At 46.5% G+C, this 15,865-nt stretch carries 13 protein-coding genes, 2 rRNA genes and 1 pseudogene (1 of these 16 cut by a window edge); 12 read left to right on the forward strand and 4 right to left on the reverse strand.

The genetic code is table 11. From position 1 onward, the window contains the following. Positions 1–289: 289 nt before the first annotated feature. The gene (locus DNHGIG_RS09850; RefSeq protein WP_282199473.1) at positions 290–1,963 is read left to right on the forward strand and encodes an L-lactate permease; all 1,674 of its coding nucleotides are present in this window, start codon (positions 290–292) and stop codon (positions 1,961–1,963) included. A gap of 256 nt (positions 1,964–2,219) precedes the next feature. Further along, a complete protein-coding gene (gene dctA, locus DNHGIG_RS09855; protein WP_282199474.1) occupies positions 2,220–3,476 on the forward strand; it encodes a C4-dicarboxylate transporter DctA in 1,257 nt (418 codons plus the stop codon). Between the two features lie 74 nt (positions 3,477–3,550). Here the strand turns inward: dctA and DNHGIG_RS09860 are convergent, their stop codons facing one another. Further along, complete coding sequence (locus tag DNHGIG_RS09860; RefSeq protein ID WP_282199475.1) at positions 3,551–4,084, reverse strand: ImmA/IrrE family metallo-endopeptidase; 534 nt, start codon at positions 4,082–4,084, stop codon at positions 3,551–3,553. Between the two features lie 102 nt (positions 4,085–4,186). After that, entirely contained in the window at positions 4,187–4,576 is a 390-nt protein-coding gene (locus tag DNHGIG_RS09865; protein ID WP_282199476.1) for a helix-turn-helix domain-containing protein, read from the reverse strand. A 145-nt stretch (positions 4,577–4,721) separates the two neighbouring features. Here DNHGIG_RS09865 and DNHGIG_RS09870 point away from each other — a divergent pair, with 145 nt between their 5' ends. Together DNHGIG_RS09870 and DNHGIG_RS09875 are read left to right on the forward strand one after the other, a co-directional pair. Then, the gene (locus DNHGIG_RS09870) at positions 4,722–4,943 is read left to right on the forward strand and encodes a helix-turn-helix transcriptional regulator (RefSeq protein ID WP_282199477.1); all 222 of its coding nucleotides are present in this window, start codon (positions 4,722–4,724) and stop codon (positions 4,941–4,943) included. A gap of 220 nt (positions 4,944–5,163) precedes the next feature. Continuing rightward, a complete protein-coding gene (locus tag DNHGIG_RS09875) occupies positions 5,164–5,385 on the forward strand; it encodes a hypothetical protein (RefSeq protein WP_282199478.1) in 222 nt (73 codons plus the stop codon). Positions 5,386–5,608: 223 nt separating this feature from the next. On the opposite strand, the gene DNHGIG_RS09880 is transcribed toward DNHGIG_RS09875, so the two are convergent. Then, positions 5,609–5,779 (reverse strand): hypothetical protein, encoded by a 171-nt coding sequence (locus tag DNHGIG_RS09880; protein WP_282199479.1) that lies wholly within the window; start codon positions 5,777–5,779, stop codon positions 5,609–5,611. Positions 5,780–5,795: 16 nt separating this feature from the next. Next, complete coding sequence (locus tag DNHGIG_RS09885; protein WP_282199480.1) at positions 5,796–6,050, reverse strand: hypothetical protein; 255 nt, start codon at positions 6,048–6,050, stop codon at positions 5,796–5,798. Between the two features lie 266 nt (positions 6,051–6,316). Between DNHGIG_RS09885 and DNHGIG_RS09890 the strand changes: the two genes are divergently transcribed. The 8 genes and pseudogenes from DNHGIG_RS09890 to DNHGIG_RS09920 form a co-directional block, all read left to right on the forward strand. After that, the gene (locus DNHGIG_RS09890) at positions 6,317–7,522 is read left to right on the forward strand and encodes a CaiB/BaiF CoA transferase family protein (RefSeq protein WP_282199481.1); all 1,206 of its coding nucleotides are present in this window, start codon (positions 6,317–6,319) and stop codon (positions 7,520–7,522) included. Positions 7,523–7,548: 26 nt separating this feature from the next. Further along, positions 7,549–7,947, forward strand: a pseudogene (locus DNHGIG_RS09895) (MFS transporter); the annotation flags it as partial. Between the two features lie 185 nt (positions 7,948–8,132). Further along, on the forward strand, positions 8,133–8,948 hold the full coding sequence (locus tag DNHGIG_RS09900; protein WP_282199482.1) for an MFS transporter: 816 nt from the start codon (positions 8,133–8,135) through the stop codon (positions 8,946–8,948). 348 nt (positions 8,949–9,296) lie between these two features. Next, positions 9,297–9,560 carry a DUF5412 family protein gene (locus DNHGIG_RS20995; protein WP_369414702.1) on the forward strand — a complete coding sequence of 88 codons (264 nt, stop codon included), beginning with the start codon at positions 9,297–9,299 and terminating at the stop codon, positions 9,558–9,560. Between the two features lie 273 nt (positions 9,561–9,833). Next, positions 9,834–11,015, forward strand: a complete 1,182-nt coding sequence (locus DNHGIG_RS09905; RefSeq protein WP_282199483.1) for a murein hydrolase activator EnvC family protein — start codon at positions 9,834–9,836, stop codon at positions 11,013–11,015. A gap of 149 nt (positions 11,016–11,164) precedes the next feature. Beyond that, positions 11,165–12,700, forward strand: a complete 1,536-nt coding sequence (gene guaA / locus DNHGIG_RS09910; RefSeq protein ID WP_282199484.1) for a glutamine-hydrolyzing GMP synthase — start codon at positions 11,165–11,167, stop codon at positions 12,698–12,700. Positions 12,701–13,071: 371 nt separating this feature from the next. After that, positions 13,072–14,619: ribosomal RNA gene (locus tag DNHGIG_RS09915) — 16S ribosomal RNA — on the forward strand. A gap of 177 nt (positions 14,620–14,796) precedes the next feature. Continuing rightward, positions 14,797–15,865, forward strand: a 23S ribosomal RNA gene (locus tag DNHGIG_RS09920) (it continues 1,974 nt past the right edge of the window). Together the 16S and 23S rRNA genes form the textbook arrangement of a ribosomal RNA operon.

Genomic DNA, 15,865 nt, shown 5'->3' on the forward strand with positions numbered 1-15,865 from the left:
GGATACAGGAACAAGAAATGACTTTTCTACCTAACTAAACAGAATAATCATAAGTAGAAAAAATCATATAAAAATTCGCAAAGCACTTGCTTATTTTCCAAGATGTCCATATAATACAAAACGAGCACAAATTCATCAGATGACCTTATAAGATGATGAATTTAGTTTTTTGATTTTTTATAATTCAAAAGAAAAAGGAGGGAAAGTGTTAAAAAGTTAGGTCACGTTTTATAAGGAATAATAGCATTGTTGTAATCGCTTCCAAAAAATCAGAGATGAGGTGAAAAGTATGACATGGACCCAAAATTTTACCCCTGTCGGAGGAAGTCTGGGGTGGTCAGCTTTGGTTGCTATCGTTCCCACGCTTTTCTTTTTTTGGGCTTTAGCCATCAAGCGGATGAAAGGAATTTATGCCGGAGTACTGACTTTGATCATTTCTTTGATGATCGCTGTGGTAGTTTATAAAATGCCTGTGACGATGGCAATCATGTCCGGGGTACAAGGAGCCGTCTATGGGTTAACACCGATTGCATGGATTATCATAACGACTGTCTTTTTGTATAAATTAACAGTAAAAACCGGTCAATTTCATATTATCCGTTCCTCGATTGTTTCCATTACAGAAGACACTCGTTTACAAGCTCTTCTCATCGCTTTTTGTTTCGGGGCCTTTTTAGAAGGAGCTGCTGGTTTTGGAACCCCTGTAGCCATTTGTGCTTCTTTGCTCGTCGGTCTAGGTTTTAATCCGCTTTATGCTGCTGGATTGTGTTTGTTCGCGGATACGGCGCCGGTTGCCTTTGGATCGATTGGAATACCGGTTATCGCTGTCGCTGGACCAACGGGTCTTCCTGCTATGGATATTTCCAAAATGATTGGACGCCAATTGCCGTTCATTTCTTTATTGATCCCATTCTACATGGTTTTTGTGATGGTAGGTTGGAAAAAAACAAAAGAAGTGCTTCCTGCAATCTTAGTGACTGGGATTTCTTTCGGACTTTCACAATTTCTATCTTCTAACTTTTTAGGCCCGGAATTGCCCGATATCCTTTCGGCGTTGGTTTCAATGATCTGTACGACGGTCTTCTTGAAAGTTTGGAAGCCTAAACACATTCATCGTTTTCAGCAGCAAGAGGGGGGGATAGTTGAAGTAGCTGCAACCGCTGAACGTTATACGGGAGGACAAATTCTTAAAGCTTGGTCTCCTTTCCTTGTTTTAACCTTGTTTATCACTCTTTGGGGTGTCAATGGATTTAAAGATGCCTTGATCGGTAATTACAAAGGATCCAATGGATTCTTAGTTGCCATGAATAGTATTGGGAAAGCGTTGAGTTTTCATCCGGCTGTTCCAGGTCTTCATAATCTCGTGATATCCAATGGAAAACCAGTCGCTGCCGTATTCAAACTTGAACTCTTAGGAGCAGCAGGAACGGCAGTCTTACTGGCAGCTCTTGTGACTAAATTCATGTTAAGCATTTCCTGGAAAGATTGGTTCCTTACCTTTGGGGAAACCATCAGCGAATTGAAGTTCCCAATTTTAACAATTTGTTCTGTCGTTGGATTTGCCTATATAACGAATGCTTCGGGAATGAGTGTAACTTTAGGTAAAGCGGTTGCATCAACAGGAGCTTTGTTCCCGTTCGTTTCCCCCATCTTAGGTTGGTTAGGGGTCTTTATTACCGGATCAGATACATCTTCCAATTTGCTATTCGGAAACTTGCAGAAGGTGTCGGCAACGAGTGTAGGAATGAAACCGGTGTTAGCGGTGGCGGCAAACTGTAGTGGAGGGGTTATGGGAAAAATGATTTCCCCGCAATCCATTGCGGTTGCTTGTGCCGCAGTGGGGATGCCTGGTAATGAATCCAAGTTGTTTCTCTTTACTGTCAAGCATAGTATCATTTTGGTTCTTTCGATTTGTGTCATTACGTATTTGCAATACAGTGTATTTTCTTGGATGATTCCATAACGAAAAGCTCACGCTCAAGCCGTGAGCTTTTTCGATGCAGGGATTTTTTTCACCAAAGTTCAGCGCCTGCTCCTAAATATCTATCTGATTTACAAAAATCGAAAGAAATCGACATAATACCATGAAAACGGAAACAATCGACTGAAAAGTAGACACCATGTAGTGAGGAAATTGAAATACTGCTTTTGACAGATTTATGAACACTTCGATACGCTAATGATTATGAAAGAGTTTTCACCATAGATGGAGGGTCGAAATGAAACGCAGTTCATTGGCTATTCAAGTATTGATCGCTGCTATTCTCGGTATCCTATTCGGTCTGATTGATCCTTCTTTAGCAGCGAAGTTCCAGGTACTCAGTGATGTCTTTATCAATATGATCAAAATGGTGATTACACCTCTTCTCTTCTCTATCATCACCGTCGGTATCGCGGGGATGGGGGATGTCAAGAAAATAGGGAAGATCGGGGGAAAAGCGATTTTATACTTTGAAATCGTTACAACTTTCGCGCTCTTGATCGGCTTGGTTGCGGTCAATGTCCTGCAACCGGGAACTGGTTTGGATTTGAGTCATTTGAGCAAAGGGGATATTTCGAAATACACCCAGGGCGCGTCCCACTTGTCTGCAGTCGATTTTCTCGTCAATATCGTGCCGACAAATATCGTCGATTCTTTGGCAAAAGGGGACATGTTGCAAGTACTCTTCTTTTCCACACTTTTTGGACTTGCTCTGTCAACGCTCGGCGAACGTGGTAAACCAGTGATTTCGTTTTTCGAACGTGTATCGGAAGCGATGTTTAAACTCGTCGATATGATTATGAAGCTATCTCCTTTCGGCGTATTCGGGGCGATGTCATATACAATCGGGAAGTTTGGGATTCATACGTTAAAGCCTCTCGCTGAACTGGTCGGTGTCGTCTATTTGACGATGGTCATTTTTATCGTTGTCGTTCTTGGAACGGTCGCGAAAATGTATGGGTTTAGTATCTGGCGTCTGATCAAATATATCAAGGAAGAGATCGTGGTCGTTCTCGGAACTTCCTCCTCCGAGTCGGTGTTGCCCAATCTTATGGAGAAGATGGAACGTTACGGTTGTTCCAAGAGCGTGGTAGGCCTGGTGGTTCCGACAGGTTATTCATTCAATCTGGACGGAACATCGATCTACTTGTCGATCGCGGCGGTCTTTATCGCGCAGATTTATGGGATTCATCTGGATTTGATGCACCAGTTGACGATCATCGCGATCTTGATGCTCACATCAAAAGGTGCCGCTGCGGTAACAGGCGGAGGGTTTATCACACTGGCGGCCACGCTTGCGGCGACACACGTCGTGCCTGTGGAAGGGCTTGCTTTGATCATTGGGGTTGACCGTTTCCTTTCGATGGCGCGTGCGCTCGTCAACCTGATCGGCAATGCGGCGGCTACGATCGTTGTCGCGAAGTGGGAAAAAGAATTTGATGAGTCAAAGATGCGCGCTGAAGATATGCAATTGACGAAGAAGTCGGTGGCATAATCAAAACAACAGCAATGAAGAAACAAGCTCTCCTTGCGAAGAGGAGAGCTTTTCGTTTGTTTTGGTTCCATCCGTCACACACATGAATCTTCTCTTCTGAATGTAGGAGGGTGCGCCAAAGTGGAGGTCAATCGTTTTTGATATTGAATTTGCTGCAATTTCTGTTTGAAAATTTCCAAACGGCGTTTCATAAAGAAAGGAGTTACACGAAAGTGATAGGAAAGGGTTACATGATGATGCAGTCCCGACTCAATCACCTCTATAAGAAAACGAGTAGGGACTAGTAAGTGCATCGCCATTTTGTTTGCTTGCGCTTCTTGTAATTTGATCAACATATCGGGGAGGTTCAGTTGAGATCCAGTGTGAATTAATATATGACACAATTCATGAGCAAAGTCTTCACGTTGTTCAAGTGGTTGTAAACGTTCATCTATAATGACGAATCTCTTTTCAAGAAAAGCCATACTTTTGCACGAGGCATATGTAAAACCGACTCCAAGAGAGGATGCAATGTACTCAAGATCGATTTGACTTGCATTCTGAATGTCCAGTTTGTGTAACAGTTCATCAACCAAAGATTCAAGACGAGTCAGCGGAATTGAATTCAATTCTAACCCCTCCTACCGCTCGCAGCAAACATATGTTCGTTAACTCATGTGAAATAAAAAGCCCGGATGGGCTATTCTTATGTGGGAAGTTATTCTTGGGGATTATTTCGTTTTCCCTTTATTCATCTTTTGCATGATCGTCCAAGCTCGAAGAAAATCTTTTATCGTCTCGGTTGGTGAGGAAAGGAGTTCTTTAAACGCGACTTCTTCCTGCAAAAGGGTTCTCAGTTGTTCAACTTCTTCTGGCGTAAGATTCTCTATGACATCGTTCAATATCGATCGTTTTTGTGCGGGATCGTTCGTTCCTTTTATGAGGTAATCAGTTGTTACTTGATAGATTTCAGCGAGTTTTGCCAGAGTTTCAGGATCGGGTTCGCGTTTACCGGTTTCATATTGTGTATAGGCAGGTCTTGTAATGCCAAGAATTTTCGCCACTTGTTCTTGTGTTAAATTACGTTTTTCCCTCAAACCGCGTAAACGTTGGCCTATCATCCTTCTCACCTCCAGCGCTATCCTTAGAATACCGTAACAATTCGTGACGAAAAAGAAATGTATCAAAAAGTTACTGTATCCCTTGTTTAGGTAACATTCTGTGACTTATAATAGATGTAACGTATCGTTACGGAGGTGAAGATAAGTGAATCACAAGTGGCTTGAAAATATTCGGAAAGAAAAAAACATGACCCATGAAGCTGTTGCTGTTCAGTCTAAAATTACTCGGCATTATTACACAATGATTGAAAACGGCAATAGACGGCCAAGCGTTGATGTTGCGAAACGTATCGCAGCCGTTCTTGGTTTTGATTGGACGCTTTTTTTTGAACAGAATAGTAACGAATCGTTACAAAGGAAAGTGTAGTCGAATGCTCTTATTTTACCTCTTGGCAAATAAAATATGATGTTCACGTTATGGAAACATATATTTGGAAAAGTTTTCAATGGATGCATGAGATGTGGAATGTCGATGCAGTAAGTAAATCGAAATTTGCATGAAAGGGGATTTGAAACAGAATGAGAAGATTTGAAACGGTAGAGAACATACAAAGTCAAGTCATCTTCCTGAACGGACTGATCCCAATATGAACGCTACAGAAGCGGTTGATTATTACGAAAAGCAAATTTGCGATTGGTGTTCGTTCAGGCAGGCAGGACTCTTTCTCGAATGCGTTTCATGTCCCATCGAACAATGGAAACAGAAGATTATCGCGGAACATATGAAATTAGCAATACGTGTCAGGAAACAAAATCGAATCGATGGAAAGAGAGAAGAGCCAATCGATGTTGACCGTCGATCCGAGTAACCATTGGATTGGACGGTATTTGAGACATGAAATATGAGGAGCAAGGGAACACTAACTCAAAATGAACATGAAGGAGTCAGAGTCATGACAACGCAATTGATTGTTCTATGGACGATCTTAGGTGTAATCCCATTGCTCATCCTAATCTTCCTGTATATAGTTGCTTTTAAGTATCCAAACAGATGAAAAGGACCTTCTCTCCGAAGGTCCTTTCATATTCCAATTAAAAGTCGTCTTCCGTCAAATGCATATCGGAATCCTCCATTGTATCCGGGATGTCTCTTCCCCATCCTCTTCGAATCAATTCTTGCAGGATGGCAAAATTTTCACGATCATTTTGTCGGCTTAACTCTTCCAACTCCTCTGTCGACATACGTTTATAATCATGTTCCATGATGTCCACCTCAAGGTTAGTACCGATGGAATTCTTCGGGGGTATCGAAGTCCAATTCATTGCCAAAGTAGTAGTTTAGAGTTCCTTTCAAATCAGAACTGTCCACTCGATTGATAAAATCGTTTAGAAAATTAGTGAGTGAACTGTTCGTTTTTTCACGTGCAGATTCAACGATCGGTAAATCGTTTTCTCCTAAAACGATCTGCATGTCAAAGTGTTCGTTGATCAATTCGACGATTGATTCAATCAGATTTTCTTTCGTCTCATACATACGGCGTCCTCCGGTAGACAAGTGATGGTTCTAATATTCCCCGTAAGAAAATTGTTATGATCGGATCGTACCTTCAGAGGGGCGAATTTTTACAAAACAAAACCGCCACCAAGGTGGTTTTGTTTTCGGTATTTAAGAATATATTTTTGTTATTATAGTAGAAATATTATGTATTATATGATTTCATTATTAGTATATAATGATCATTATATTTAAAAAATTAACGAATGTATTTTTCCAATCGTTTTAGGAAAGGAGAGTTTCGTATGGGCCGACCATTGGAAGGTGTACGAATCATTGAACTGGGGTCTTTTATCGCTGGGCCGTTTGCAACGCGATTACTCGCCGATTTTGGAGCGGAAGTGATCAAAGTGGAATCACTGGGCGGAGACCAATTGCGCCAGTGGGGGATCGGACCGGAAGGAATGGATTCCTATTGGAGCATGATTCAACAGAGAAATAAGAAATCGATTGCAGTTAACCTTCGCGATCATGAAGGGCAAAAGATCGTGCGCGAGCTGATACGTACGGCGGATGCAGTGGTAGAAAATTTCAAGCCGGGTACGCTGGAAAAATGGAATCTTTCACATGACCAACTGAAACAAATCAATCCGCGTTTGATTATTACAGGTGTAAGCGGATTCGGGCAAACTGGCCCGTATAGGGATCGACCCGGATTTGGAAATATTGCGGAATCGATGGGCGGTTGGAGGTATGTCACCGGTTTTCCCGATCGTCCGCCAGTGAGGGTAGGGTTATCTCTGGGCGATTCGGTCGCCGCACTATATGCAGTCATCGGTACATTGCTCGCGCTGTATCACCGGGATGCGAGAAAATCCGGTGAAGGACAGGTGGTTGATGTCGCCCTTTATGAAGCTGTTTTTAGCATGTTGGAAGGAATACTCCCTGAGTATGTACACGCCGGGCGCGTACGTGAGAGAAACGGAAATCAACCGGCGGCGCTCGCACCATCAAACGTATATCCGACGTCTGACGGAAAATGGGTAGCGATCGGTGCGAACAGCGACTCTCTATTCAAACGTTTGATGACGACGATAGGAAGAGAAGACCTTGCAAACGATCCCCGTCTTCAGGACAATCCGGGGCGGGTCAGGGTGGCCGACATGCTTGACGAAATCATCCAATCATGGACAACGTGTCATACCTTGCAAGAGATTGTTGAAATCCTTGATCGTGCAGGAGTTCCTGCAGGCCCCATTTATAGCATCGCTGATATTTATGCCGATCCTCACTATAAAGCGAGAGACATGTTCGTAACGGTAAAAGATGAACGGATTGGTGATTTGGTCATGCCGGGTATCGTTCCGAAGATGAGTAATACGCCGGGATCGATCAAACATGCAGGCCCGCCATGTGGATTGGATACTCGGAGTGTATTGAAAGAATTGGGCTATGACGATGAACACATCGAGAATTTGCAGAAACAAGGGGTTATCGGAGTGGCAGATTGAACATGAAAACTGAAGGAGGTACGACGATGAAAGAAGTAACAGTGGCCGCTCGTTTAAACCGCTTACCGATCAGCGGCATTCATAGAAAAGCGACGATTTTGATCGGTATCGGACTTTTCTTTGATATTTATGATATTTTTCTTTCGGGAGTACTCGGTACTGTTCTCGCCAAGCAGTTTGGCGTCAATCAGAAAGAATTGCCTTTATTGGTTGGTTCGAGTTTTCTCGGCATGTTTCTAGGTGCGATCATTCTCGGGAGAATGGCGGACAAAATCGGTCGCAAGAAGGCATATTTGTTGAATCTTGCGATTTATTCGTTTTTCACATTATTTGGAGCGTTTAGTGACAGCGTGGGGAGTTTGATCATCTTTCGTTTCCTGGCCGGTCTGGGACTCGGGGCGGAAACCCCTCTTAGTGACACCTATCTGAGCGAATTATTGCCGTCTTCCCATCGCGGCAGGTATATCGCTTGGGCCTATACGATCAGCTTTTCGCGGTTCCTGTTGTCGGATTTTTGGGTCGCGGTCTGGTTCCCGTTCAACCGTTCGGAATCGACGGTTGGAGGTGGTTATTCGTCATTGGGAGTCTTGGAGCGTTTATCGTCTGGTTTTTGCGTCGAGACCTTCCCGAATCTCCCCGTTGGTTGGAGTCTGTCGGCAGAGTTGAGGAAGCGCGGGAACTTGCGAGCAAATTTGAAGAAGATGCCATTCGTACGCATGGTACCTTACCCGATGTGGAAGATGTTCCGATAAAGGTCAGTGGCCTGTTTCCGTTTCGATTGCTGTTCACCCGTGAGTATATTGGACGGACGATGATGTTATGGGTGTTTCAGATTATGCAAACGATCGGTTATTACGGATTTGGTTCACTCGTGCCCATCATTCTGGCAGCTAAAGGGTACACGGTCATTAATTCCCTCCAATATACCGCTTTATCCTACTTAGGTTATCCACTGGGTTCGCTTTTATCTTTGCTTGTGGTGGAACGCGTCGACCGCAAATGGTTAATTGTCTCATCGGCATTTCTGATGGGGGTATTTGGATTATCATTTGGCATGGCCGGATCTGCTGAAACGATCATCACTTTCGGTGTTCTGTATACACTTGTAAGCAACATTTTCTCGAATGCGTTTCATATTTTTCAGGCAGAGATCTTCCCTACATTCGCGCGGGCTACAGCGGCCGGAACCGCGTACAGTTTGAGCCGGTTGACAAGCGGTCTCATGCCATTTGTCCTATTGCCCGTTCTTAAACTATACGGTGCTACTGCGATGTTCACGGTGGTTGCCGCCGCGATGGTCATCATCATCCTCGACATCGGAATGTTTGCGCCCAAGACTGCTAGAAAGCCTTTAGAACATGTGAATGAAGTGCCATATACCGGTACGGTTCTCACTGGGCAACAACAGTCTACGCAGATCGAATAATTCCGGCTTGCATCTACTGGGAACCGGTGATTCGGTAAACTTCGTCAAATCGTACCGAACCAACACCAAAAAGGAAAGGACTGTCGAGAGATAGAGCCTCGACAGTCCGAAATTCATACAGAAAATTGGCTATTTCTTTTGATTTGCTTTGATTCTCTCCGAAGTAGCCTTCGCTTTGGCCTGAATTTGCAATTTTTTCTGGCTAAGATATTGGAATAAATTCGTACCGTTCATACGAGAGGAAGATCAGAACTTGAAAAAATTTTCTTTAGGATGTGCGGCGTTTTTGATTCTTGTTGTTGGGGTGATCGTCTATATCATCAATAACTTCTTCTTCTCGATGGGCCATTGCCGGAGGGGGAATTTTTCAAACAGGCCATTTCGCCAAACAAGACATATACGATCAATTTCTATAAAATTAATGGTGGAGCAACGACAGATTTTAGCATCAGGGGAGAACTGCTGAACAACAAAACGCAAGAGAAGAAAAATATTTATTGGGAGTATGGAACAGATCATGTCAAAGCTTCCTGGATCGATGACCATACCGTTGTGATCAATTCGCATAAACTTGACGTAAGAAAAGATACGTACGATTGGCGGAGGGAGTAAATCGCAAGATCCTTTGTCATGGCCAGAACACATGTGTGCTCTGGCTTTTTTTTTGACAAAAAAATCATCGATTCTGCAAGAACCGACAGGAATTCCAGATTTGACGTCGAATACTTGTTAGGTGTTATGCCTACTTGAGTGCGTGCGAAAGCCGAATGAGCATGAAGACTCTTACATTTGTGACGTTGACCCACAAAAAGTGTGTGTTCAAACTCTGTTTTCCGGATGTTTGAGCAATCATGACGATAAACATGTGGGAGAAAGGAGAGGAAGATGCGTATTAAACAGAAAATCATTGTTTCTTTTTTGATTGGAGCGTTTGCCATGGGAACGGTCTTGCCGGCGAGCGTATACGCTGATGATGCGCAGCAGAGGTTGGATCAATTAAAACAGCAGCACGCACAAACCGGGCAGATGATCAATCAATTAAAGGGACAAGAATCCAACCTTAGCAATCAAATCGATACATTGAATAAACAAATTCAAGAATATGGCCAACAAATCCAAGACTTAGAGGCACAAATTCAAACATTGTCGACGAAGATTGCCGCTTTACAAGCGGATATTGATAAAACGCAGAAAAAGCTGGAACGACGTAATGAGATGCTGAAGAAACGGATCCGCGTCATGTATGAAGACGGGGAAGTCTCCTATCTCGACGTTCTGCTGCAAGCGACGGATTTCAGTGATTTTATCGATCGTTTAAGCACGCTATCGTTTATCGTCGATCAAGATAAGCAGTTACTTGAGGAAGTCAAACAAATGAAAGCCCGTTTGCTTGACTCCCAGAAGCAACTGAAAGATCAGCAAGCTTTACAACAGCAGAAGCAAAACCAATTGCAAGCAGCCAAAGCAGAACAAGAGCAAGCCAAGCATCAGAGAGAAATCGCGCTGAGTCAAGTCCAAGCGGAGCGACAGGAGAAAGAGAAAGCATATCAAGATGAGGAACAGGAAATCGCTGCTGCAGAGGCGGAAATTGCCGCTGCCGTTTCCGCGCGGCTTGCCGCTCAGCAATCATCCGGCGTAGGCGGACAAGCGCAAGAGTTTTCTTTCACAAGCAGCGGGTCATGGACATGGCCGGTGCCTTCTTCCTATACGATTACATCAGGATATGGGCCTCGTGCCGGAGGGTTCCATAAGGGAATTGACATTGGCGCTCCTGTGGGAACGCCGATTGTAGCAGTCGATGATGGGGAAGTATTGTTCGCTGGTCCCGCTTCCGGTTTCGGTCATTGGATTGTGATCAGACATAGCAACGGTGTTATGAGCGTATACGGCCACATGTATTCGGACGGGGTGCTCGTCTCGCCGGGACAGATCGTTCATAAAGGACAGGTGATCGGTAAAGTGGGAAGCGATGGAGAGTCGACGGGTCCTCATCTGCACTTCGGGGTGGCAACAGGTATTTCTGGAGGAAGCATGAATTATGTGAATCCGGTGCCTTATCTGCAATAAAGGTGTAATGAAACCACCGTAAAAAACGGTGGTTTCATTTTAGAGATTGCAAGAAATGCATGTGGATGTATGCTTTCGCTTAAGCTATGCTAAGGAATGTCTGGTTTCGTTTTTATTTTTTTGTAGATTAAGGATGGTGTTATTGACTTATGGATCATCGCGAAATGGTCGTGGTATTAGATTTCGGCGGCCAATACAACCAACTGATCACAAGGCGCATTCGTGAACTGAATGTGTATTCGGAACTTTTGCCTTTTTCGACGACGGCAGAAGAACTGCGCAAAATGAATCTGAAAGGGATCGTTTTTTCCGGTGGGCCGAATTCCGTTTATAGCGAGGGAGCTCCAAAGGTAGATCCCGCGATCTTTGAACTAGGTGTACCGATCTTGGGGATATGTTATGGCATGCAGTTGATTGCAAGCCATTTTCATGCGAAAGTGGAACGTGCGGCTGTTCGTGAATACGGCAAAGCGATCGTCGAAGTCGTGTCCGAATCACCCTTGCATCGCGGACAACCTCAAAGCCAGCAGGTATGGATGAGCCACAGCGATATGGTGATCGCTCCGCCTGAAGGGTTCGTTGTAGACAGCAAGACAGAACAATGTCCAGTCGCGGGAATGAGTGATCCATCCCGGAACATTTATGCCGTTCAATTCCATCCGGAAGTGAATCATTCGATTTATGGGCAGGATTTGTTGCGAAACTTTCTTTTTGAAGTTTGTCGCTGTGAAGGCTCATGGACGATGCATAACTATGTGGAAGAAGCTGTTCAGGCGATCCGTGAACAAGTGGGCGACAAAAAAGTTCTCTGTGCTTTATCGGGTGGGGTGGATTCATCCGTAGCCGCTGTTCTTGTCCATCGGGCGATCGGTGATAATCTGACATGTATGTTTGTCGATCACGGTCTGTTGCGTAAACATGAAGCGGACTTGGTGATGGAAACGTTCGCGGATCATTTCCATATGAACGTGATTCGCATCGATGCAAAAGCACGTTTCTTGAATCGTCTTGAAGGTGTAACGGATCCTGAGAAGAAAAGAAAGATCATTGGCGAAGAGTTCATTCGTGTCTTTGAAGAGGAATCGAAGAAATTAGGAGAATTCGATTTTCTTGCGCAGGGGACTTTATATACCGATATTATCGAATCGGGAACTGCCACGGCTGCAACAATCAAATCCCATCATAACGTAGGCGGATTGCCTGAAGATATGCAGTTTGACTTAGTGGAACCGTTGAAGACACTTTTTAAAGATGAAGTGCGTGCGTTGGGGACGGAGCTTGGACTCTCCGACGAGATTGTATGGCGTCAACCGTTCCCTGGCCCCGGTTTGGCCATTCGTATTATCGGCGCTGTGACAGAGGAGAAGCTGGAGATCTTGCGTGATGCCGACTTTGTTGTTCGGGACACGATCCGCAAAGCGGGGCTTGAGCGAGATATCTGGCAATATTTCGCCGTTCTTCCCGATATTAAGAGTGTTGGCGTGATGGGAGACGAACGTACCTACGCTTATACGATCGCCATTCGTGCGGTTACTTCCAAGGATGGTATGACTGCAGATTGGGCGCGTATACCTTATGATGTGTTAGAAACGCTCTCCGTTCGATTGGTGAACGAAGTCAAAGGTGTCAACCGCGTGGTGTATGATATTACATCCAAACCGCCGGCTACGATCGAGTGGGAGTAAACTGTGATTTCTGTTGAGCAGGGTTTATTGCGGGCCCTGCTTTTTGTTTTATGTACACACGAGTAAGCAGAAGAATAATCGATTTTTGGTTCTATAGGATCTATTGATTTTGACTTTTGTTCCGATTTGTTCGAGATTCATGCTTGAAGGTTCTATGTATACGTGATAATATAGCTCTCGTCGCCGCGATGAGCGGTGATGATAAACGAAACATAAATTACCACTTGCAAAATAGATTGCAAGGTGGCATATTGAGAAAGTCGCTGTTGCGATGATCGCTCTTTGAAAACTGAATCGTGCAGAAGAGAGCCACGATTGAACATTGCATGGGCTCTGCAAGAAGCCTCGCTCGCGAGGCGCAGAGCGAATTTTTCTTCGAGAGTTTGATCCTGGCTCAGGACGAACGCTGGCGGCGTGCCTAATACATGCAAGTCGCGCGGGTGGAGAGGAGCTTGCTCCTCAAAGTCAGCGGCGGACGGGTGAGTAACACGTGGGCAACCTGCCTGGCAGACGGGGATAACGCTTGGAAACGAGTGCTAATACCCGATACACTCTTCACGGGCATCCATGAGGAGGGAAAGGCGCTTCACGGCGTCACTGCCAGATGGGCCCGCGGCGCATTAGCTAGTTGGTGAGGTAACGGCTCACCAAGGCGACGATGCGTAGCCGACCTGAGAGGGTGACCGGCCACACTGGGACTGAGACACGGCCCAGACTCCTACGGGAGGCAGCAGTAGGGAATCTTCCGCAATGGGCGCAAGCCTGACGGAGCAACGCCGCGTGAGTGATGAAGGTCTTCGGATTGTAAAACTCTGTCTTCCGGGACGAACCGATAGGTGAGGCAATGCTCCTATCCTGACGGTACCGGAGGAGGAAGCCCCGGCTAACTACGTGCCAGCAGCCGCGGTAATACGTAGGGGGCAAGCGTTGTCCGGATTCACTGGGCGTAAAGCGCGCGCAGACGGCTTTCTGCGTCCGGGGTGAAAACCGGGGCTCAACCCCGGGACGGCCTTGGATACGGGAGAGCTTGAGGGTCGGAGAGGCAAGGGAATTCCACGTGTAGCGGTGAAATGCGTAGAGATGTGGAGGAACACCTGTGGCGAAGGCGCCTTGCTGGCCGATTCCTGACGTTGAGGCGCGAAAGCGTGGGGAGCAAACAGGATTAGATACCCTGGTAGTCCACGCCGTAAACGATGAGTGCTAGGTGTTCGTGGGCTCATACCCATGAGTGCCGAAGCTAACGCATGAAGCACTCCGCCTGGGGAGTACGGTCGCAAGACTGAAACTCAAAGGAATTGACGGGGCCCGCACAAGCAGTGGAGCATGTGGTTTAATTCGAAGCAACGCGAAGAACCTTACCAGGGCTTGACATCCCGCTGACCGGTCTGGAGACAGACCTTCCCTTCGGGGCAGCGGTGACAGGTGGTGCATGGTTGTCGTCAGCTCGTGTCGTGAGATGTTGGGTTAAGTCCCGCAACGAGCGCAACCCTTGTGTTGTGTTGCCAGCATTCAGTTGGGCACTCACAACAGACTGCCGACGACAAGTCGGAGGAAGGCGGGGATGACGTCAAATCATCATGCCCCTTATGTCCTGGGCTACACACGTGCTACAATGGGCGGTACAACGGGATGCGAAACCGCGAGGTGGAGCCAAACCCTGAAAACCGTTCGTAGTTCGGATTGCAGGCTGCAACTCGCCTGCATGAAGCCGGAATTGCTAGTAATCGCGGATCAGCATGCCGCGGTGAATACGTTCCCGGGCCTTGTACACACCGCCCGTCACACCATGGGAGTTGGCAACACCCGAAGTCGGTGGGGTAACCTCTCTGAGGAGCCAGCCGCCTAAGGTGGGGCCGATGACTGGGGTGAAGTCGTAACAAGGTAGCCGTATCGGAAGGTGCGGCTGGATCACCTCCTTTCTAAGGATGTAAAAGATGCTCTTCTTCTGCACGGCTCAGTTTTGAGGGAGCGAATTCCTCAAGGTTCCTTGATAACTGGATAGCGAATGCGACATCAACTTTGGCTCATGCCAAGGTACTGCATCAAACAGAGCAAGTTCAAAAGGAGGATCCACTGACTTTTGAACAACCTTTGTAGGTTAAGCTACGAAGGGCGCACGGAGGATGCCTTGGCGCCAGGTGCCGATGAAGGACGGGGCTAACGCCGATACGCCTCGGGGAGCCGTAAGCAGGCTTTGATCCGGGGATTTCCGAATGGGGCAACCCACCCCGCGTAATGGCGGGGTATCCACTGCTGAATCCATAGGCAGTGAGAAGGTACACCAGGGGAACTGAAACATCTTAGTACCCTGAGGAAAAGAAAACAACAGTGATTCCCTCAGTAGTGGCGAGCGAACGGGGAAGAGCCTAAACCGCTGTGCTTGCACAGGCGGGGTCGTGGGGCGTCTCACATGGAGTTACCAATCCTTTTCGTAAGAGAACGGCTTGGAACAGCCGACCAGAGAGGGTGACAGTCCCGTATCTGAAACGAAGAGGACTCGAGACGGACCCCGAGTACCGCGGGACACGAGGAATCCCGTGGGAATCCGGGAGGACCACCTCCTAAGGCTAAATACAACCTGGCGACCGATAGTGAACCAGTACCGTGAGGGAAAGGTGAAAAGCACCGCGGGAGCGGAGTGAAAGAGAACCTGAAACCGTGTGCCTACAATCAGTCGGAGGGCGTTTATGCCTGACGGCGTGCCTTTGTAGAATGAACCGGCGAGTTACGATTGCGTGCGAGGTTAAGGCGGGAAGCCGGAGCCGCAGCGAAAGCGAGTCTGAAGAGGGCTTGAGTACGCAGTCGTAGACCCGAAACCGTGTGATCTATCCCTGTGCAGGATGAAGTGCGGGTAAAGCCGCATGGAGGTCCGAACCCACGCATGTTGAAAAATGCGGGGATGACGTGGGGATAGCGGTGAAATTCCAATCGAACTCGGAGATAGCTGGTTCTCCCGAAATAGCTTTAGGGCTAGCGTCGGAGCAGAGACATGGAGGTAGAGCACTGATTGGGCTAGGGGCCTTCGCGGGTTACCGAACTCAGTCAAACTCCGAATGCCATGATCTCGGTCTCCGGCAGTCAGACTACGAGTGCTAAGATCCGTGGTCAAAAGGGAAACAGCCCAGACCATCAGCTAAGGTCCCCAAATTCCGGTTAAGTGGGAAA

Source organism: Collibacillus ludicampi, assembly GCF_023705585.1.
GTDB classification, from domain to species: domain Bacteria; phylum Bacillota; class Bacilli; order Tumebacillales; family BOQE01; genus Collibacillus; species Collibacillus ludicampi.

Bases quoted from the DNA above. Each gene is read 5' to 3' on its own strand.
- DNHGIG_RS09850 (WP_282199473.1), top strand. From the start codon at position 290: ATGACATGGACCCAAAATTTTACCCCTGTCGGAGGAAGTCTGGGGTGG.
- dctA (WP_282199474.1), top strand. From the start codon at position 2,220: ATGAAACGCAGTTCATTGGCTATTCAAGTATTGATCGCTGCTATTCTC.
- DNHGIG_RS09865 (WP_282199476.1), bottom strand. From the start codon at position 4,576: ATGATAGGCCAACGTTTACGCGGTTTGAGGGAAAAACGTAATTTAACA.
- DNHGIG_RS09875 (WP_282199478.1), top strand. From the start codon at position 5,164: ATGAACGCTACAGAAGCGGTTGATTATTACGAAAAGCAAATTTGCGAT.
- DNHGIG_RS09880 (WP_282199479.1), bottom strand. From the start codon at position 5,779: ATGGAACATGATTATAAACGTATGTCGACAGAGGAGTTGGAAGAGTTA.
- DNHGIG_RS09885 (WP_282199480.1), bottom strand. From the start codon at position 6,050: ATGTATGAGACGAAAGAAAATCTGATTGAATCAATCGTCGAATTGATC.
- DNHGIG_RS09890 (WP_282199481.1), top strand. From the start codon at position 6,317: ATGGGCCGACCATTGGAAGGTGTACGAATCATTGAACTGGGGTCTTTT.
- DNHGIG_RS09905 (WP_282199483.1), top strand. From the start codon at position 9,834: ATGCGTATTAAACAGAAAATCATTGTTTCTTTTTTGATTGGAGCGTTT.
- guaA (WP_282199484.1), top strand. From the start codon at position 11,165: ATGGATCATCGCGAAATGGTCGTGGTATTAGATTTCGGCGGCCAATAC.